The organism is Mesorhizobium sp. CNPSo 4670 (genome assembly GCF_057784235.1).
In genome coordinates this window covers 1-17156 of sequence record NZ_JBWJFQ010000003.1, presented here as the reverse complement: position 1 = coordinate 17156, position 17156 = coordinate 1, and the positions used below count along the sequence as shown (strand labels likewise).

The window sequence follows — 17156 nt, the reverse complement described above, 5'->3', positions numbered from 1 at the left end:
AGCATCAGCCGGTAAAGTGAAATCGGTTTCGCTGCACCAGTCGATTCAACGGGTTAGAGGCGTCTTGGCCCCGGGGCAGGGCGCCTGTATCAGGGATTCCCGAGAAAAATCTGCGTGACGTGTCGGATTTGGCGCCGGTCGCGCGTCCTTGGGCCGGAGCCCATTGCAATCCTGGAGAAAAGACAATGTCGTCGCAAATCATTCAGTCGCGAACCACTCAGTCGCAATCCACCCAGTCGCAAACCATTCAGGCACCGTGGCAGACCGCGGCACTTCTCATCGCCCGCCTGATCTTCGCCGGCGTCTTCCTGATGGCCGTGACCTTCAAGTTCATGGGCATAGGCGACACGGCCGGCTACATCGCCGCCGCCGGCTTTCCGTTTCCGCTGTTCCTGGCCTGGTGCGCGGCGCTGCTGGAAGCCGCGCTGGTGGTGTGCTTCCTAACCGGCGCCTTCTTCACGCCGGCGGCCCTGGTCGCCGCCGCCTATGTGCTGTTCCTCGGCTTTTCCTTCCACGGACCCAGCCACTGGGCCGGCAACCAGGCCGAGTTCGGCTTCTTCATCGACCACTTTTCGTTCATGGCGGGACTGCTGTTCGCGGCGGTGCATGGCCCGGGCAGGGTGCTCTCGCTGAATCCGGGATGGCCGGGCCGGGCGTAGGCGCCAGTCGCTAGCCCTGCAGTCTTTTGAGTTTACGGCCTGGACGAAACCTTGGAGATGGAACACATGGCGCTCAAACGGATGGACAACGTAGGAATCGTCGTCGATGACCTCGGTCAGACGATTGATTTCTTTCGCGAGCTCGGCCTCGAGCTCGAAGGGCGGGCCACGATCGAAGGAGAATGGGCCGGACGGGTCACTGGACTGGGCGATCAGCGCGTCGAGATTGCCATGATGCGCACACCGGACGGCCATGGCCGGCTCGAGCTATCCCGCTTCCTCGCGCCGCCAGTCGTCGCGGATCACCGCAACGCCCCGGTCAACGCTCTGGGCTACCTCCGCGTCATGTTCACCGTGGACGACATCGACGAGACGCTTGAAAGGCTCCGCAATCGCGGCGCGCAGCTCGTAGGCGAAGTGGTCGAGTATCAAGACGTGTATCGGCTCTGCTACATCCGCGGGCCTGAAGGGCTTCTCATCGGACTCGCCCAAGAACTCCGCTGAGCGCAATTCGGGATGGCCGGGCCGAGCGTAGGCAAGGCATCGCGCGGCCCGAGCCAGGTTGCTAAAGCGCGCGACATCCATTGGTGCAGCCTGGCCGGCGAAGGCCGGCTAGCGGCCTTGCAGGATCTTGATCACCTTGCTGCTGTCGGCCGATGGCGACGAGAGATTGCGGTAGTCAGCATAGGTTATGCGTCCTCTGGCGACGGCATTCCAAAGGCGATTGCAGGTCGTTGCCGGCTGGCGCTCCAGGCTGACGTTGACGACTTCGGCGACGGTCTTTCTCTCGGCCAGCGGCAGTTTAGCCTGGTCCGAAATGCACTCCCTGATGACTTTGGCCTTGATCGCCGGGCTGCCGCCGAGGACGGCCTGGGCGTTGTTGAACTCGCCCTCGCTGAGTGTTGTGCAGCCGGCCAGCATGACGGCGCCAAGAAGCGAGGCGCCAAGGCGCGATTCAAATCTCATATGTCCCCCCAAATTTTACAGGCTGCAACCAAGCAAAACTCAGTGACATCGGCAAGACGTTAGATCAATCGCGCCGACGGATAATATTGGGCCAAAGGTTTGGCTTGCCCGGAAGTTCGACCTCGCTCGGGATCGGGGGCCGCTTAACATGATCTACGTCATGCGACGCGCCAATCTCCTCGCCAACCGGGAGGGGTCACATCTGGTCGTTGTAGGGCTCCTTGATCTGGCCGACCATGCGGGCGAGCTTCGAAAAGGAGGGCATGTCCGCCTCCGGCTGGCACTGGTTGGCGAGTTCCAGCAGCCGTATCGGAAAGCTGACGGCGTCGCGGCTTGACGCGGACATGCCTTCGGACCGCTCCTGGCTGATTTCGCCGGCCTCGGCCTTGCGCAAGGCCAGGTCTATTTCCTCCGCCGTCAGCACCCCCTTTTGAACCAGAAGGTGGTTGATCGACGCGACGGCCATCAGCAGGCCTTCGAGTTGCAGATTGGCGACGTTCATGGCGATTGCTCCCGTGGCTATGATCGAAAACGCGCCAGCGGCGTTTCCGCTCCGGCGGTGAGGGCAGGGCGTAGTCGAGGTCGCAAAAGATCACAGAGCTGGCTGCCTGGAAATGCCTATTCCTGCGTCAGGCGCTCGCCATATTCGCGCCACAGCGCTTTCACTTCCAGACCCCCGAGGCGGGGGATCGAGGGATCTGCCGCGGCGATGGCGACGGCGCTGATGTCGTATTGGGGGTAGGCGTGGGCGACGAAGCGGATCGCCTCGCCGAGCGAGCGCACGCGGATGATCGGATCCGCCTGTCCCTGACCGGTGCTTCGCACACCCGAGACCGTGGCCGGCGCATGCCGCACCCTGAAGACGGATGCCATGGTTGGTCTGTCCATCGCCCTCTCCCACAAGGCCGTACGACGCGAATCATTCCATGAGCTTTAGCTAACGGTCTCACAGATGTCGGCTTATGAAAAGCCGGCACGAAAGTCCGGCCCTTGCCGCCCACTCGCATGCCGATCGGCTTGTCCGGTGAGGCATTCGTGCTATTGATTTGGGTATGGTGCTGATTTGCGCCGACGACCTCCAGACCCGCCGCGCAGGCGGGTTTTTTGTTTTCCGGCTGGCCCTTCGGCGTTGCGCGGGACCTTGCTCGGCGTGGCGTCGCAAAACGGAATAGGAATTTTTTCTCAGAAAATCGTTGACGAGGTGAGGGCAGCTATGCTACATATTTGTCCATGGTGCTGATTTGCGCCAACGACCCGCCGCCGAGGCGGGTTTTTTGTTTAAGCGCTCGATCAGACGTGTTGGCAGGACAAAGGGGGGCGTGAAGGGGACGCCATCCTTTGCCCTGACGTCCCATCCGCAACCCACGAGAACTCCCATGGTCCGCTATGCCACCATCATCACCGACGATGACGGCCGCGAGGTCGTCAGCGCCATCGGGGAGTTCGAGGGGCCGGCGCCGCAAGCCCGTCTCGGCCGTATCGAGCAGGTCGCGCCCGGCGTGCTGATCGGCATGGTGCGCGGCGGTCCGGTCGATGCGGCCGGCGGCTTCGGGTTTGGCTTGGGATCGTTGGGTAGCAGCGACCGGGCGACAGCGACGGCACGGCTGAGGAAGCGGCTGCGCCTTGCCGCCCGATCCGGCGCGGCGGGTTCCGGCGCGGCGGGCTCGGAAGCGGCAATACCGCCCAGCGCAACAGAGGCGGAGGCCTGCCCGGCAAAACCGGTGCGCGCGGCCAGCAGGCCGCACAAGCGCATCTCGCGGTCGAAATCCAAAGTGGCGAAATCCACGACGAAAAAATCCGCCCGATCAAAATCCAAGGTGGCGAAATCCAGGACGACCACTGCAGAGACCGCAGGGGGCGAGCATGGCTGACAAGCCGCCGGCTAGGCCGGCTCGCCCATCGCGGAAAAGCCGGACCGCGACGCCCGCCACCAAGCCCGCCGCAAAACGCCGGCCGAAGCGCGCGAAAAAGACGCTGGGCGATGATTTCCTGGCCGCGGTGCGCGCCGATTTCCGCACCCATGGCGCCGGCGTCATCGCCGAGGTGCGTGCCGACAAGCCCGACCAGTATCTGAAGATCGTGCTTTCGGTGCTGCCCAAGGATTTACATGTTTCGATCAACCAACTGGACGGCTTAAGCGATGACGAGATCCGCAGCCGTATCCGCGGCCTCGAAGCCGCCCTCAAGCCGTTCCTCGAGGAGCTCGGCGGCGAAGACGGAATATCTGGCGCTGCTGTCGGAACTGGACCGCAGACGCCGCACTAACCAGCTTGCCGCCTACCGGCCCTATACCCGGCAAGCGGAGTTCCATGCCGCGGGTGCGCAGAACCGCGAACGGCTGTTCATGGCCGGCAACCAGCTCGGCAAGACCAGGGCCGGCGGTGCCGAATGGGCGATGCACCTGACCGGCCGCTACCCCTCGTGGTGGCAAGGCAAGGTCTTTGACGGCGCGGTCCGGCTGTGGGCGGCTGGCGTGACCGGCGAGGGCACGCGCGACAACCCGCAGCGCGTGCTGGTCGGCCCGCCGCAGCAGCAGGCGGCCTGGGGCACCGGCATGATCCCGGCCGACGCACTTGTACAGACCATCATGGGGCGCGGCGCGCCGGGCGCGCTCGACAGCGTCGTGGTGCGCTGGGGCGGCGGCGGCGACGTGCAGGCCGATGAATCGGTGCTGTCGTTCAAGAGCTTCGAGAAGGGCCGCGAGAAATGGCAGGGCGAGACGCTGCACGGCGTCTGGTTCGACGAGGAACCGCCGCTCGACATCTATTCCGAAGGCCTGACCCGCACCAACGCCACCGGCGGCATCACCATCGTCACCTTCACGCCGCTGCTCGGCATGTCGGATGTGGTGCTGTTGTTCTTGTCGGCGGAAGAGGTGGAGGGGATGGGGAAGGGGTGATGCCTGGCCTTCCCTTCTCCCCCTGTGGGAGAAGGTGGCCGAGCGAAACTCGGTCGGATGGGGGGTGTCCAGCTTGGTAATGACGGTGCTCCGTCCAGCACCCCTCAACCGTCTCGGCGCTGCGCGTCGATCCACCTTCTCCCACAAGGGGAGAAGGTAAGAATCGTTGCGCCTAGTCCGAAAAACGACGCCTTAACAACACGATACAGTCGGCCCCTCGCAGGGTGATTCAAAGGCAAACCCATGACCCGCCACGTCACCTTCATGACCATCGACGATGCCGAGCACTACACCCCCCAGGAGCGCGCTGCGATCGTTGCCGCCTATCCGGCGCATGAGCGCGAGGCCCGCGCGCGGGGCATTCCGGTGCTGGGCTCCGGCCGCATCTTTCCGGTGGCCGAGGAACTGATCGCCTGCGCGCCGTTCCGGTTGCCGCGCTACTGGCCGCGCATCGGGGCGCTCGATTTCGGCTGGGACCATCCGTCGGCCGCGGTCGAGCTTGCCTGGGATACGGAGGCCGACGTCGTCTATGTCGCCAAGGCGTGCCGCGCTTCGCAGCAGACGCCGGCGATGCAGACGCTGACCCTGAAACCATGGGGCGAATGGCTGCCCTGGGCATGGCCGCGCGACGGCCGCCGCGAGACGCTGGAAGGGGCGGGCGTGGCGCTTGCCCGGCAGTATTCAGCACACGGGCTGAACATGCTGACCCGCCACGCGCAATTCCCCGACGGTTCCGTCTCGGTCGAGGCCGGGCTGATGGAGATGCTCGACCGCATGCAATCCGGCCGCTTCAAGGTGTTTTCGACGCTTGCGCCGTGGTTCGAGGAATTTCGGCTTTATCATCGCAGGGACGGCCAGGTTGTAAAACTGCGCGACGATCTGATGGCGGCGACCCGTTATGGCGTGATGATGCTGCGGGAGGCTGTGGTCGATCCGGCGGAATTCAGGGCGGCGAGACGACCGGCGGGGCAGAGTGATCCGCTGGGGGCTTTTCGGTGAGGGCGAAGTGCCACGTGCTTCGTCATCCTCGGGCTTGACCCGAGGATCCATGCCGCGACTTCCAAGCGTCGCGACGGCACAGAAATTCTGCGCCGCTGCATGCGTTGGCCGAGGTCACGGCATGGATCCCAGGGTCTCCGCGACGTCGCTTCGCTCCTGCTTCGCCCTGGGATGACGAAGTGGTGAGGCTTCGGCCGCTATGCCGTCCGTATCATTCCCGCCGCTTCGAAAAGCTGCGATGTCTCGAATTGATCCCGTGGGTTACTCCACGATCTTCCAGTAAGAATCCTTGCGGGTCACCTTGCCGTCGCGAAACGTGTAGAAGTCGCAACCCTGGACTTCCTTTCTCATACCCTCGCGGGTGGTGCCGGTGAGGGTCCATTTCGAGATGCCGGTATCGGCGGCCGCATCGGCAAAATGTTGGCCGTTGCCGTAGTGGACATCGGGCAAGCCTTCGAAGCGTGTCGCCAGCGCGTCTCGTACGTTGCGTTTGCCCTCGCAACGCGTTCCCCAGGGCTTGCTCCCCCTCGGCATCTCCAGGACGCAATCGTCAGCAAAGAACGCCATGATGCGATCGAGATCGTGCGCGTTGAAGGCCTCGCATAACTCCGTCAGTGTCGCTCGAATGTCCATTCGCCCGTCTCCTCCAGTCGTCGGTAGCCTGCGTGTTCGATGTCCGAAGTAGGTCACTGGCGACGGGGCCGGTCAAGTGCGCGGGCCTTCGAGACTCCGCCCGAAAGCGGGATGCGCACCCCATCGTTCTGGCCAGTTCATGACCCTCCGCATCATCCCCGCCACGCTGCGCGATCTCTCCTACATCGCCGCCAACCTGCGGCCCGAAGACCGCGCCGAGATCGACTGCCAGCTCGACCAGTGGTCGCCGGCGTTATTGGCGCTAACGGCGCTGCAGGGGTTTGCCTATGTCGCCGAGCTCGACGGCAATCCGGAGGCCGGCTTTGGTGCTGCCGAACAGCGCGGCGGGCTGTGGATCGCCTGGAGCTGGGGCACGCGCCGCATGAGGCGCTGCGTGCCTGGGATCACCGTGTTCTTTCACAGCGTGCTCGGGCCTCAGGTGGCTGCGCGGGGCGCCTGGCGGGTCGAGGCGCGGGCGCTGGCTGCCAATGAACTGGCGCTGCGCTGGCTTGGCCGGCTCGGCGCCACGCAACGCTGCCTGCTGCCGGGTTACGGCAGGAACGGCGAAGATTTTTTCCTCTATGACTGGACAAGGGAAGGCTGGAACCATGTGCCTGTTTCAAAAACCACCGGAACTGAAGCCGCTGCCGACACCGACGGCCGAGGACAAGGACGTGCAGGCGCGCGAGGCGGCGCTTCGGGCTGAGCTCGAGCAGCGCCAGGGAACGCTGAGCACCATCAAGACCGACCTCGCGCCGGCAAGCCTCACCGGCCAGCGCCGCGTGTTGCTGGGGCTTTAGACCATGACCGCGATGAAGCGCAGTTTTCGCAAGCGCGTGCTGGCGTGGTGGTATTGGCGAAGGCATGCACGGCTGGTGAAGCGGCGGTAAGGGTCCTTCCCTTCTCCCCTTGTGGGAGAAGGTGGCCGAGCGAAGCTCGGTCGGATGAGGGGTGTTGGAAGGATCGCTTCCTTGAAGAAGTAAGCGGTTCAAATCATTTTATTTTTCACACCTCATTTCTTCCAGCACCCCTCATCCGTCTCGGCGCTGTCGCGCCGATCCACCTTCTCCCACAAGGGGAGAAGGGAAGGCGCGCACCTCTCACCCCTTCTTCGCGAAGGCCCACACCATCAGCGGGTATTCCTCGTCGTTGCTGAGATCGCGCCACAGGCCGTAGGCGCGGACGGGGCCGCCGATGTGGGCCCTGGCGCAGGCCTTGTTGCCCCAGCCGTGGACCTTGACGTTGGCTTCGGAAAAGCCGCCCTCGACCATCAATTGCTTCAGGCCGGCGGGGGTCCAACGGTTGTAGTCGTGCGGCCTGGCATGGACCCGGAACAGGAAGGGTGTCGCCACCATCGCCCAGCCGCCGGACCGCGTCATGGCGTGGATGTTCTGCACCGCCGCCTGCGGCCGCTGCACATGTTCCAGCACCTGGTCGGCGATGACGATCGAATATTGCTCGTCGGTGCGATCCTTGCAGATGTCGAAGGCGGGGAAATCGACGCAGCGGTAGTTGGGGCACATCGCCCGCCAGGTGCGGTTCCAGCCGGGCGAGATCTCGATCACGTCGGCGGCTTTGCGGTTTCCGGCTTCGAGGAAGACGGTGAACGCTTCGATCTGGCGGATGCGCAGCCAGTTGCGGGAATCATAACCAAGCAGCCGTTTCGCCACCTGTTTGCCGCGGTTCTTCAGGGTGCCGGCAAGGCTTGTCGTCGTCACATCGACCTCCTCCAAAACCCGCCGCGACAAGCTCGTAGCACCGCCAGGTGGGCAAAAGATGACAGGGGCGATTGAGAGGCTGGCGATCCTTCACACCCCCTCTGCATTTCCAATCAATCGGCAGCCCCGCAGCGCCAAACAAGTGAGACATCCCATGACCGATTCCCGTGCCCGCGATATCCTGTCCCGCCAGTCCGAGCTCGAGAGCGAGCGCAGCCAGTATGAGGCGGTGTGGGAGCAGGTGGCGGAGTTCTGCGATCCCGACGCGCCCGACATATGGGGCGGCGGCCGTAGGGGTGGGGCGGACTCGCAGGCCGAGCGGCAGGAGCGGCGGGGCGCGCGGGTCTACGCCAACACCATCAACTCGGCCGCCAACCGGCTCGCTGCCGGGCTGGAAAGCCTGATCATTCCGCAGTCGGAAAAATGGCACGGCCTGTCGACCGCCGAAATGAACGACGAGGAGACCGACGAGGAAAAGGAGTGGGCGGAATCCCTGCGCGATTTCCTGTTTTCGCTGCGCTACTCCGCCAATTCGAACTTCGTGCCGGCGACACAGGCCTGCCTGCGCAATGTCGTGCGCTATGGCCCGGCCTATCTCTATGCCGAGGAAGGGTTCGGCTCGACGCTGATCCGCTATGCCTCGATTCCGGTGGTCGAGGGGTATCTCAGCCGCAACCGCTGGGGCCAGGTCGACATCTTTCACCGCCGCTACGAGCGCACGGCGCGGCAGGCCGCACAACTGCTCGGCTATGAAAAGCTGCCGGCGCGCATCAAGGTGCTGGTCGACGATCCTGCCAAATGCGAGACGAAGATTTCGCTGGTCCAGTGCATCCAGCCGCGCGACGAGCGCAAGATGTATCGGCTGGGCGGCCACACCCAGTATCTCGACACCGCCTTTGCCTCCTACCATGTCATCGAGGACGAGGAGGAGATCGTCAGGGAAAGCGGCTTCCGCACCTTTCCGGTGTCGACCTTCAACTGGCGCCGCTATGAGGGCGACCCGTACGGCGTCTCGCCGACCATCGAGGCGCTGACGACCGTGCGCGAGGAAAACGCCGTGCGCCGGTCGGGCTTGCGCGCGCTGCAGCAGATCACCGATCCGGCCACCGCCTCGAAAGCCAGGCTCGACTATGTGCCGGTGCTCAATCCCGGCGAGAATTATCCCGGCCTGATCGACGACAATGGCAGGCCGCTGATCGCGCCGATCTCGACCGGGCAGAACCCGACCTATGCCTTCAACTACGCGCAGAGCCGCGCCGACGAGATCCGCGACATGATGTTCGTCAATCTGTTCCAGACGCTGGTGCAGAACCCGCAGATGACCGCCACCGAAGCGCTGATCCGCCAGGAAGAAAAAGGCGCGCTGCTCGGCCCCTCCGGCTCGATCATCCAGGCCGGCTTTGCCACCAATCTCGACCGCGAGCTCGGCATTTTGGAGGACAAGGGGCTCTATGACGAGGACAGCCGCTTCCTGCCGCCGGCGAGCCTCGCCGGCAAGGCGGTGCGGCCGACCTTCACCGGCCCGCTCGACGTGCTGCGCCGCTCGGCCGAGGCGCGCGACACCATCCAGGTGGTGACGACGGCCATGCAGATGGCACAGTTCGATCCCGGCGTGATGGACAACATCGACAGCGACGAGGCGATCAAGATCGTGCAGGGCGCCGGCCGCAGCCCGCAGCGTATTTTCCGCCGCAGGCAAGAGGTCGACAGCCTGCGCGACGCCCGCGCCAAGGCAAGCCAGGCCCAGGCCGGCATGGCGGCGATCGCCGCCGCCGGCAAGGCGGCCAAGGATGCCGTGCCGGCGGCCGTCCAGGCACGCGACAGCGGTTTGCTCGACGGGTTGCAAGGCATGCTGCAGGGTCAGGCCGGGCCGGCTGGCAAAGGTGTGCAGGGAACATCGGGAGCGGCGACTGGTCCGGACGCGGCGGGTGGCGGCGCATGAGACACAAACGCTTCGCCCATTCCGCGCAGGTCGGCGGCCCAACCAAGGCACGCGAGGCGCTGACCAGGGCGTATCTCAGGGTGTTTTCCGGCGCGGACGGCGAGATGGTGCTGGCCGACCTCGCGGCGACGGTCGGCTACTACAGGCGCCCTTCCTATGGCGAGTGGATGGCGCGGACCCGCACGCCCAACGGCTTCGAACTGCACAGCGCGCTCAGCAATGCACGGGCCGAGGTGGTGCAGCACATCATGGGATTTCTGACGCTGGACGAGGCGCAGCTGCTGGCGCTGGAGAAAGCGGCGCGGGCGGAGGAGAGGTAATTCCCTTCTCTCCTTGTGGGAGAAAGTGGATCGGCGCGCAGCGCCGAGACGGATGAGGGGTGCTGGACGGAGTGAAACGTTGGTGTTTTCTGGTACACCCCTCATTCGACCGCTGCGCGGCCACCTTCTCCCTCAAGGGGAGAAGGGAAGACCAGCGCGCCGGTGCCTCAATAGTCGCCGTTATAATACCGGTCGTCGCAGGGCGCGGTGTAGATGCGGCCGTCGCGGTCCTGGTAGCGGCACATCTGTTCGCCGCGGCGCTGCGGCTGCGGGGTGGTGGCTGAGCCGACGACCGCGCCGAGCAGGGCGCCGCTGGCCGCGCCGATGACCGTGCTCTTGGTGTTGCCGCCAATGGCCTGGCCGACGAGGGCGCCGCCGGCGCCGCCGATCAGCGCGCCGGTTCCGGCTCTCTGCTGGCCTTCGGTCTGTGCGCAGCCGGCAAGTGCTGCGGTCATCAGCACGGCGGCAATGGCTTTGTGAAAGTTCATAAGAAGTCTCCCTTGAATGCCTGAAATCCCTATGGCTCGCCACGTGCCGCCGCATTGCGGCGGAACGGGGGCACCAGGCCTCACGATATAAGACAGGGTTTCTCGGGCGTTGATGGACCGGGGCCCGAAAAACACCTCATGCGAACAAGGCGGTAGCGCCGATCCTTGTCAGAATGATTCAGCCTTTGCCGGTTCGGCCTGGCTGCGCCGAGCCCTTCGCTATCGCTCCCAGCCCTTCGGGCGTTCAAGTCCTTTGAAAGGTCCACGGGACCTTTCAATCCGCCCGAAGGCAGACCGGACTTTCACCGTTCGTCGTTTGGAAAGCCAAGCAATTGGCTTCCATGCGCTGCGCGCACCACTCCTCACTCAAACAATGGAGACATACCAATGACCCGAGGTCTTCCCCGCACACTTGTTCGCGCCGCCGCCCGCGAGGCCGGCCTTGCCCCGCCGAAAGCCGGCCTGAAGGCCGTCACCACAGGGCAGGGCGGCGCCTTCCGCACCGTCTTTTCGTTCAGTGCCATGCCGGTGCCGGTCACCGACGCGCTAGCCTATGCCAGCCAGAAGATTTTTGATTTCACCGACGGCAAGGTGCGCATCAAGGGCGGCACGGCAAGATTGCAGTTCGCCGTGCTGACGGCCCGCGCGGCGACCATCAACGACAATGCGGCCCTCACCTGGTCGCTCGGCTCGGCGCCGGCATCGAGCGCGACGCTGGCCTCGACCATGGTCAATGTGCTCGCCTCCACCGCCCGCACGCTCGACGGCGCCGGTGCGGCACCCTCCACCGCCTCGACCGCCGACATTGCCGCCGCAGCGACGCTGGATGGCACCGTCACGCCAGTCGATCTCTATCTCAACCTGGCCTTCGCCACGGGCACCGATATCGACGCCGACGGGACGATCGCGGTGACCGGCACGATTACGGTGCTGTGGGAGAACTGGGGCGACAACGTCTAGGTCTTCCCTTCTCCCCCTGTGGGAGAAGGTGGCCGAGCGAAGCTCGGTCGGATGAGGGGTGTTCCAGCTTGGCAACGCCTTCGTCCAAACCAGATGCGCGGCGTCAGGCAGCCGACGTCCACCACTCCGTCCAGCACCCTCAACCGTCCCGGCGCTGCGCGCCGATCCATCTTCTCCCACAGGGGGAGAAGGAGAAAAGAAGGAAATCTCAGATGACAGATCTGGCAGACGCCGGGTCCGTGGCGGCGCGTGCGCAGCCGGCGGGCAACCCGGCACAGTCACCGGCTGGTGCGGACAACGGGTCCGCCGCGCCTGTCGCCCAAAGTTGGTTTGACGGTCTTTCCGAAGGCAACCGCAAGCTCGCTGAAACCAAGGGCTGGACCAAGCTTGAAAGCCTCGATCGGGTTTTCACATCCTATGCGGAGCTGGAACGGCAGCAGGGTGAGAGCCTGCGCGTTCCCGCCCCGGACGCACCACGGGAAGACTGGGAGAAGTTCCATGCCCGGCTGCCCGAGGCGATGCGTCCGGTCACCTCGTCCGAAAAGGTCGAGTACCGGCGCCCGGAAGGGTTGCCGGAAAACTTCGCCTATTCGGACGAACTCGCCCAGGCCTCCAAGGCCTGGGCGGTCGAAGCCGAGGCCTCGCCGAACACCGCGCAGGCCTATCACGACAAGTTCGTCGGCTACATGGCCGAGCAGGCAAAAGCACAGGAGATCGCGCTCGCCCGCTCGGTCGAGGCCACTCATGACGACCTTGTCAGGGATTGGGGGCCGACCGACAGCGACGGCTTTCGCCGGAAGATCGAGGTCGCCAACCGTGCGATGAAGAAGCTCGGCCTGGTCGACGCCTACAAGGCGAAGGGCATCCTTCTGCCTGACGGGGCCTTGACCGATCCGCAGATCGCCAAGGCGTTCCACGCCATCGGCGAGGCGATGTTCACGGAAGACACGATCGACGGCGGTGCTGCTTTCAGCGGAGGCAATCCGTTCAAGCGCAACGCCGCCGGCGAACGCAACATCTCGGCGATTTCAGCCCTCGTCAAAAGCGACCCCGCCCGTGCCCGGAGGCTGGCCCGCGAAGCCGGTGAGGACCCGGATCGGTGGATGCCGAATAATCCTCGCTGACTTTGAGAGATCACCGCTAACCAACGAAAAAGGAAGAGAAAAATGGCAGATGCCTACACCCGTATCGCGGACGCGATTGTGCCGTCCGTCTATGCGCAATATGCGTTCGAGGAACATGTCCAGTCGCTCGAAATCTACCAGGCCGGAATCCTGTTTTCCGACCCGGCCATCGCCTCGAAACTGTCGATGGGTGGCCGCTCGGTCGACATGCCCGGCTGGAAAGATCTCGGCAACGACCCGTCCGAGCCGGTCAACGACGATCCGGCCGATTCGATCGAGATGAAGAAGATCGGCTCGCGTCGCGAGGTCGCCGCCCGCAATATCCGTGCCCAGGCGTGGGGCGTTCCGGACCTGACCTCGATCCTGGCCGGTGACGATCCGCAGAAGCTGATCGTCAAGCGGCAGACCGAGTACTGGCAGCGCGCCAACAAGCTGACCTTGCTCGGCATCCTGAAAGGCGTCGTCGCCGACAACATCGCCAATGACGGCAGCGATCTGGTGCGCACCACCGGCGCCTCCATTGTCGACACCGACATCATCGAGGCCGCCTATCTGATGGGCGACCGCGCCGACAAGTTCAAGACGATCTGGATGCACTCCAAGCAGATGAAGGCGCTGAAGCTCGCCGACCTCATCGACTATGTGCCGTCGTCGCAGCAGGGCGGGCCGCTGATCCCCTATTACATGGGGCTGCGCGCCGTCGTCGACGATGACATTCCGGTGACGGCGGGCGTCTACACCGCGTTCATGTTCAAGGACAAGGCGATCCTGTGGAACGAGCTGCCGGTGAACACCGAAGGCGGGCCGCTGGAGTTCGACCGCAAGCCGCGCCAGGGCCATGGCGGCGGCGTCACCGAAATGGTCGGCCGAAGGCATTTCGTGCCGCATGTTCCCGGCACCCGCTTCCTCGACGCCTCCTCGGCCGGCGAATTCGCCACCGATGCGGAACTCGCGCTGGCGGCCAACTGGGACCGCACCGCGTCGAGCGTCAAGGCGATGACGTTTATCGCGCTGAAGACCACAGAGGCCTGATCGGGCGAGGGGCGGGGGCGTTGCGCCCGCTCCTTTCCAAAGCTGCGTTCCCGTCGCGCCCCCCTCTGGCCTGCCGGCCATCTCCCCCTCAAGTGGGGAGATTGGCAGTTTCCGGGCCTCTTCTTCAACGTTTGAGATTGGCGAAGGCCGGCGTGACATCCGATCTCCCATCCGTGGGGGAGATGGCCGGCAGGCCAGAGGGGGGCGCCGTAGAGCGCGATCTCTCATCCAATCCCCAAGCCGCTTCACAGCGGCTTTTTTCGTGCTCGAAGATATCCCCATCAACCCGCTCACGGAGGCCTGACCCATGGCCATCAACCCGCTCGACATCGCCAACATGGCGCTTGCCGTGCTCGACGAGGCGCCGATCGACAGTCTCGACCAGGACGTCAAGGCGGCACGCCTCATCAACCTGCATTTCGACCTGACGCGGGAGGCGGAGCTGACCAAATATGCCTGGGTGTTCGCGATCCTGCGCGCCGCGATCGCGGGCTCGGACATCGGCGGCGACGCGTTCAGCTTGAACTTCGCCTACGAGTTGCCGGCCGACTGCCTGCGGCCGCTGCCGCCGACCCGCAATGGCGAACCGGATGGCACGCCGGTGTCGTGGCGGCAGGAGGCCGACCTGATCTACAGCGACCAGCCGGGGCCGCTGCTGATCCGCTATGTCGCCAACCTCACCGATCCGAACGACTGGGACGCGCTGTTCACCGAAGTGCTGGTGGCCGCACTCGCCATCAAGGTCGCGCATCCGCTGACCCACAAGTCGGGCATGATCGACATTGCCCGCTTGGCCTACGACCGGGCGCTTGACGCCGCACTCAACGCCAGCGCCATCCAGCGCGGCGGCCGGTCATACACAGCGTCGTGGGCAAACCAACGCGGCGACAACAGGGTTGCGCCCGGCGACAGCAGGATCTCGCGCTGATGACGGCGCTCTATCCGGTCCAGGACGTCTTCACCCGTGGCGAGATTTCGCCGCGCCTTCACGCACGCGCCTCGCTCGATTTCTATCGGGCGGCATTGGCCAAATGCGAGAACTTCGTCACGCTGCCGCATGGCGGCATCCGCAAGCGCGGCGGCACCTACTTTGCCGGCGAGGTGAAGATTTCGACGAAGAAGACGCGGCTGATCCCCTTCATCTTCTCGGCCAACCAGGCCTACGCGCTCGAATTCGGCGACCTCTACATCCGCGTCTATGCCTACGGCGCCCGCGTCGGCACGGTCGAGGTGGTGACGCCGTATCTCGAGGCCGACCTGTTCAACCTCCAGTTCGTGCAATCCGCGGACCAGATGTGGATCACCCATGAGACCTACCCGACCAAGGTGCTGACGCGCACCGCGCACACCGCATGGGCCCTGAGCGACTACCAGTTTCTCGACGGTCCCTATGACCCGATCAATGCCACGGCGACGACGCTGGTCCCGTCCGACTACGGTTCGCTGACGCCGCCGATGACATCCAACACCGCGCCAAGCGGCACGGTGTCCGGCTTCGGCGGGTCCGTGGACGCGTGGAAAGTGTTCGACAAGGACAGCGTCAGCCACGTCGGCACTGTCGGCGATACCGGTTCCGTCACCTACCGCACGGCCGGCGGCGCGCAGGTCATCGTCGAAAACTACACGCTGACCGCGCGCTCGGGCGGCACCCAGGACAGGACGCCGACGAACTGGGTGCTCGAAGGGTCGAACAACGGCACGACATGGGTGGCGCTCGACACCCGGACCAGCGAGATTGCCTGGAACGCCGGTGAAACCCGCTTCTACGAGTTCGTCAACAAGACCGGATTTGAATACCATCGCTTCACCTGGAAGGCGATCGACGGCGCCACCGATGTCGACTTCGCCGAACTGACCTTCAATCGCGCCGCCGCCAGCCAGACGCCGTTCAACCTGACGGCTTCCTCGGCCGTCGGCATCAATGGCGGCGCCGGGTTCCAGACCAGCGATGTCGGCCGCGCTGTCCGCCTGTTCGGCTCGGACGGGCGCTGGCGCTGGGCCAAGATCATCGCCCGCACCAGCCCCACAGTGGTCACTATCCAGCTCTATGGGTTTGCTCTGCCGGACCTCGGCCCGATCACCCGCTGGCGGCTCGGCACCTTCGTTCCCGGCAAATACGTCCAGTCGGGCTCGCTCTACGAGGAGCGCCTGGCCTTCAGCCGGAAATTCTCGGTCTATGCCTCGGCCACCGGCGATTTCGACAATTTCGCGCTCGGCGAGAAGGACGACGACGCGCTGGAGTTCGTGCAGGCCGGCGGCGGCCAGGCCAACGACATCGTCTGGATCGCCGAGTCCGACGGCGCGCTGCTGATCGGTACGTCGGGCGGCGTGCGTGCCCTGTCGGGCTCGGGCATCGACGAGGCGCTGACGCCGACCTCGTTCAAGAACCGGCGTTCGCGCACCTTCGGCTGCGCCCGCATCCGCCCGGTCGATGCCGGCCAGTCGTTCCTTTATGTCACTCGCTCGCGCAAATCGATCGCCGAGCTGACGCAGACCGCGCAGAGCCGTTTCACCTCCGATGATGTCGGCCAGATCTCCGAGCATATCCCGAAGCTTGGCGTGGTCGAACTGGCCTTCCAGACCGACCCCGATCCCCTGCTGTGGTTCCCGCTCGGCAATGGCGAGCTTGGCGGTTACACCCATCAGCCATCGCAGGATGTCAGGGGCATGCACAGGCATCGCCTGGGCGGCGATTTCGGCGGATTGGGCCGGGCGGTTGTCGAAAGTGCTGTGGTGACGCCCGGCCAGAACGGCAACGACGATCTCTGGCTGGTCGTCAAGCGCACCATTGGCGGCGCCACCAGGCGCTTCATCGAGATCAAGACCGCGCCCTTCGAATATGGCGCGACAGCAGACGCCTTCGAGGTCGATTGCGGCCTCACCTACTCCGGGGCGGCAGTGACCACGGTGGGCGGCGCGCTGCACCTGGCGGGCCAGTCCGTCGACGTGCTGGCCGGCGCAAAGGTCTATCGCGGCCTGACCGTCAGCAGCGGTGGCACCGTGACCTTGCCGCCGGGGTCGGCCGCATCCGCCAAATGGCAGCTCGGCCTCGCCTATGCGGCGGGCGCCGACACGCTGGAGCTCGATGTCGGGGGCCGCGACGGCTCGATCATCGGCCGCCGCAAGAAGGTGGCGAAAGTGATCCTGTCGCTGCTCGAGACCGACACCACGGGGCTCGAAGTGCAGTCCCTCATGCGCGGCCGCTGGGAGCCGGTGCGCATGCCCTCGATCGTCGCGCCGGATGGCGGGGCAACGCTGTTCACCGGCAATGTCGAGGTGCCGATCGACGACAGCTGGGAAGGGCAGGGAAGGATGAGGATCCGCCACGTCAACCCGACACCCTGCACCATCCGCGCTTTCACGCCGGTGTTCGACGCGGAGCCTTAGCCAACGTCTCATTCCCGCCCACCCCCCTC

Annotated in this window: 20 protein-coding genes and 1 pseudogene; 15 read left to right on the top strand and 6 right to left on the bottom strand. The window is 65.0% G+C overall.

The window, feature by feature from the left end:
* Positions 1 to 185 precede the first annotated feature (185 nt).
* Positions 186 to 659, top strand: a complete 474-nt coding sequence (locus AC0ZT5_RS06330) for a DoxX family protein (protein WP_488495718.1) — start codon at positions 186 to 188, stop codon at positions 657 to 659.
* 66 nt (positions 660 to 725) lie between these two features.
* Positions 726 to 1163 (top strand): VOC family protein, encoded by a 438-nt coding sequence (locus AC0ZT5_RS06325; RefSeq protein WP_488495717.1) that lies wholly within the window; start codon positions 726 to 728, stop codon positions 1161 to 1163.
* Between the two features lie 108 nt (positions 1164 to 1271).
* Here the strand turns inward: AC0ZT5_RS06325 and AC0ZT5_RS06320 are convergent, their stop codons facing one another.
* The 3 genes from AC0ZT5_RS06320 to AC0ZT5_RS06310 all read right to left on the bottom strand — a co-directional run bounded on the left by AC0ZT5_RS06320 (position 1272) and on the right by AC0ZT5_RS06310 (position 2513).
* Complete coding sequence (locus AC0ZT5_RS06320) at positions 1272 to 1625, bottom strand: hypothetical protein (protein ID WP_488495716.1); 354 nt, start codon at positions 1623 to 1625, stop codon at positions 1272 to 1274.
* 196 nt (positions 1626 to 1821) lie between these two features.
* Entirely contained in the window at positions 1822 to 2127 is a 306-nt protein-coding gene (locus AC0ZT5_RS06315; RefSeq protein WP_095091377.1) for a hypothetical protein, read from the bottom strand.
* Between the two features lie 116 nt (positions 2128 to 2243).
* Positions 2244 to 2513 (bottom strand): hypothetical protein, encoded by a 270-nt coding sequence (locus AC0ZT5_RS06310; protein WP_477301768.1) that lies wholly within the window; start codon positions 2511 to 2513, stop codon positions 2244 to 2246.
* A gap of 488 nt (positions 2514 to 3001) precedes the next feature.
* On the opposite strand from AC0ZT5_RS06310, the gene AC0ZT5_RS06305 reads away from it, so the two are divergent.
* The 4 genes and pseudogenes from AC0ZT5_RS06305 to AC0ZT5_RS06290 all read left to right on the top strand — a co-directional run bounded on the left by AC0ZT5_RS06305 (position 3002) and on the right by AC0ZT5_RS06290 (position 5523).
* Positions 3002 to 3496 carry a hypothetical protein gene (locus AC0ZT5_RS06305; protein WP_488495715.1) on the top strand — a complete coding sequence of 165 codons (495 nt, stop codon included), beginning with the start codon at positions 3002 to 3004 and terminating at the stop codon, positions 3494 to 3496.
* A complete protein-coding gene (locus tag AC0ZT5_RS06300; protein WP_488495714.1) occupies positions 3489 to 3890 on the top strand; it encodes a hypothetical protein in 402 nt (133 codons plus the stop codon). The genes AC0ZT5_RS06305 and AC0ZT5_RS06300 overlap by 8 nt, the downstream gene beginning before the upstream one ends.
* Positions 3850 to 4494 (top strand): annotated as a pseudogene (locus AC0ZT5_RS06295) (terminase large subunit domain-containing protein); the annotation flags it as partial. The gene AC0ZT5_RS06300 and the pseudogene AC0ZT5_RS06295, both read left to right, overlap by 41 nt.
* Before the next feature lie 273 nt (positions 4495 to 4767).
* Positions 4768 to 5523, top strand: coding sequence for a phage terminase large subunit family protein (locus AC0ZT5_RS06290; protein ID WP_488495713.1), 756 nt, complete (start codon positions 4768 to 4770; stop codon positions 5521 to 5523).
* Between the two features lie 261 nt (positions 5524 to 5784).
* Here the strand turns inward: AC0ZT5_RS06290 and AC0ZT5_RS06285 are convergent, their stop codons facing one another.
* Positions 5785 to 6156 carry a nuclear transport factor 2 family protein gene (locus AC0ZT5_RS06285; protein ID WP_477286550.1) on the bottom strand — a complete coding sequence of 124 codons (372 nt, stop codon included), beginning with the start codon at positions 6154 to 6156 and terminating at the stop codon, positions 5785 to 5787.
* 139 nt (positions 6157 to 6295) lie between these two features.
* Between AC0ZT5_RS06285 and AC0ZT5_RS06280 the strand changes: the two genes are divergently transcribed.
* Together AC0ZT5_RS06280 and AC0ZT5_RS06275 are read left to right on the top strand one after the other, a co-directional pair.
* On the top strand, positions 6296 to 6862 hold the full coding sequence (locus AC0ZT5_RS06280; RefSeq protein WP_488495712.1) for a hypothetical protein: 567 nt from the start codon (positions 6296 to 6298) through the stop codon (positions 6860 to 6862).
* Positions 6831 to 6956, top strand: coding sequence for a hypothetical protein (locus tag AC0ZT5_RS06275; RefSeq protein WP_379103800.1), 126 nt, complete (start codon positions 6831 to 6833; stop codon positions 6954 to 6956). The genes AC0ZT5_RS06280 and AC0ZT5_RS06275 overlap by 32 nt, the downstream gene beginning before the upstream one ends.
* Positions 6957 to 7256: 300 nt before the next feature.
* Here the strand turns inward: AC0ZT5_RS06275 and AC0ZT5_RS06270 are convergent, their stop codons facing one another.
* The gene (locus AC0ZT5_RS06270; RefSeq protein ID WP_477286554.1) at positions 7257 to 7874 is read right to left on the bottom strand and encodes a class I SAM-dependent methyltransferase; all 618 of its coding nucleotides are present in this window, start codon (positions 7872 to 7874) and stop codon (positions 7257 to 7259) included.
* 154 nt (positions 7875 to 8028) lie between these two features.
* On the opposite strand from AC0ZT5_RS06270, the gene AC0ZT5_RS06265 reads away from it, so the two are divergent.
* Both AC0ZT5_RS06265 and AC0ZT5_RS06260 read left to right on the top strand, forming a co-directional pair.
* Entirely contained in the window at positions 8029 to 9816 is a 1788-nt protein-coding gene (locus tag AC0ZT5_RS06265; RefSeq protein ID WP_488495711.1) for a portal protein, read from the top strand.
* Positions 9813 to 10136: a Bbp19 family protein gene (locus tag AC0ZT5_RS06260; RefSeq protein WP_488495710.1), complete on the top strand. Its 324-nt coding sequence runs from the start codon at positions 9813 to 9815 to the stop codon at positions 10134 to 10136. Before AC0ZT5_RS06265 ends, AC0ZT5_RS06260 begins: the two co-directional genes overlap by 4 nt.
* A gap of 167 nt (positions 10137 to 10303) precedes the next feature.
* Here the strand turns inward: AC0ZT5_RS06260 and AC0ZT5_RS06255 are convergent, their stop codons facing one another.
* Positions 10304 to 10624 (bottom strand): YMGG-like glycine zipper-containing protein, encoded by a 321-nt coding sequence (locus AC0ZT5_RS06255; RefSeq protein WP_095091384.1) that lies wholly within the window; start codon positions 10622 to 10624, stop codon positions 10304 to 10306.
* Positions 10625 to 11011: 387 nt separating this feature from the next.
* Between AC0ZT5_RS06255 and AC0ZT5_RS06250 the strand changes: the two genes are divergently transcribed.
* The 5 genes from AC0ZT5_RS06250 (at position 11012) to AC0ZT5_RS06230 (ending at position 17127) form a co-directional block, all read left to right on the top strand.
* Complete coding sequence (locus AC0ZT5_RS06250; RefSeq protein WP_488495709.1) at positions 11012 to 11584, top strand: hypothetical protein; 573 nt, start codon at positions 11012 to 11014, stop codon at positions 11582 to 11584.
* Between the two features lie 212 nt (positions 11585 to 11796).
* Entirely contained in the window at positions 11797 to 12708 is a 912-nt protein-coding gene (locus AC0ZT5_RS06245; protein ID WP_488495708.1) for a hypothetical protein, read from the top strand.
* A 42-nt stretch (positions 12709 to 12750) separates the two neighbouring features.
* Positions 12751 to 13740 (top strand): Coat protein, encoded by a 990-nt coding sequence (locus AC0ZT5_RS06240; RefSeq protein WP_488495707.1) that lies wholly within the window; start codon positions 12751 to 12753, stop codon positions 13738 to 13740.
* A 307-nt stretch (positions 13741 to 14047) separates the two neighbouring features.
* Positions 14048 to 14668, top strand: coding sequence for a phage connector family protein (locus AC0ZT5_RS06235; RefSeq protein WP_488495706.1), 621 nt, complete (start codon positions 14048 to 14050; stop codon positions 14666 to 14668).
* The gene (locus tag AC0ZT5_RS06230) at positions 14668 to 17127 is read left to right on the top strand and encodes a phage tail protein (protein ID WP_488495705.1); all 2460 of its coding nucleotides are present in this window, start codon (positions 14668 to 14670) and stop codon (positions 17125 to 17127) included. The genes AC0ZT5_RS06235 and AC0ZT5_RS06230 overlap by 1 nt, the downstream gene beginning before the upstream one ends.
* Positions 17128 to 17156 lie beyond the last annotated feature (29 nt).

Excerpts from the sequence above, each read along its gene's own strand:
- AC0ZT5_RS06300 (WP_488495714.1), top strand. The coding sequence starts at position 3,489 with ATGGCTGACAAGCCGCCGGCTAGGCCGGCTCGCCCATCGCGGAAAAGC.
- AC0ZT5_RS06310 (WP_477301768.1), bottom strand. The coding sequence starts at position 2,513 with ATGGACAGACCAACCATGGCATCCGTCTTCAGGGTGCGGCATGCGCCG.
- AC0ZT5_RS06250 (WP_488495709.1), top strand. The coding sequence starts at position 11,012 with ATGACCCGAGGTCTTCCCCGCACACTTGTTCGCGCCGCCGCCCGCGAG.
- AC0ZT5_RS06280 (WP_488495712.1), top strand. The coding sequence starts at position 6,296 with ATGACCCTCCGCATCATCCCCGCCACGCTGCGCGATCTCTCCTACATC.
- AC0ZT5_RS06290 (WP_488495713.1), top strand. The coding sequence starts at position 4,768 with ATGACCCGCCACGTCACCTTCATGACCATCGACGATGCCGAGCACTAC.
- AC0ZT5_RS06235 (WP_488495706.1), top strand. The coding sequence starts at position 14,048 with ATGGCCATCAACCCGCTCGACATCGCCAACATGGCGCTTGCCGTGCTC.
- AC0ZT5_RS06265 (WP_488495711.1), top strand. The coding sequence starts at position 8,029 with ATGACCGATTCCCGTGCCCGCGATATCCTGTCCCGCCAGTCCGAGCTC.
- AC0ZT5_RS06285 (WP_477286550.1), bottom strand. The coding sequence starts at position 6,156 with ATGGACATTCGAGCGACACTGACGGAGTTATGCGAGGCCTTCAACGCG.
- AC0ZT5_RS06315 (WP_095091377.1), bottom strand. The coding sequence starts at position 2,127 with ATGAACGTCGCCAATCTGCAACTCGAAGGCCTGCTGATGGCCGTCGCG.
- AC0ZT5_RS06330 (WP_488495718.1), top strand. The coding sequence starts at position 186 with ATGTCGTCGCAAATCATTCAGTCGCGAACCACTCAGTCGCAATCCACC.
- AC0ZT5_RS06255 (WP_095091384.1), bottom strand. The coding sequence starts at position 10,624 with ATGAACTTTCACAAAGCCATTGCCGCCGTGCTGATGACCGCAGCACTT.
- AC0ZT5_RS06240 (WP_488495707.1), top strand. The coding sequence starts at position 12,751 with ATGGCAGATGCCTACACCCGTATCGCGGACGCGATTGTGCCGTCCGTC.
- AC0ZT5_RS06260 (WP_488495710.1), top strand. The coding sequence starts at position 9,813 with ATGAGACACAAACGCTTCGCCCATTCCGCGCAGGTCGGCGGCCCAACC.
- AC0ZT5_RS06230 (WP_488495705.1), top strand. The coding sequence starts at position 14,668 with ATGACGGCGCTCTATCCGGTCCAGGACGTCTTCACCCGTGGCGAGATT.
- AC0ZT5_RS06245 (WP_488495708.1), top strand. The coding sequence starts at position 11,797 with ATGACAGATCTGGCAGACGCCGGGTCCGTGGCGGCGCGTGCGCAGCCG.
- AC0ZT5_RS06325 (WP_488495717.1), top strand. The coding sequence starts at position 726 with ATGGCGCTCAAACGGATGGACAACGTAGGAATCGTCGTCGATGACCTC.
- AC0ZT5_RS06320 (WP_488495716.1), bottom strand. The coding sequence starts at position 1,625 with ATGAGATTTGAATCGCGCCTTGGCGCCTCGCTTCTTGGCGCCGTCATG.
- AC0ZT5_RS06305 (WP_488495715.1), top strand. The coding sequence starts at position 3,002 with ATGGTCCGCTATGCCACCATCATCACCGACGATGACGGCCGCGAGGTC.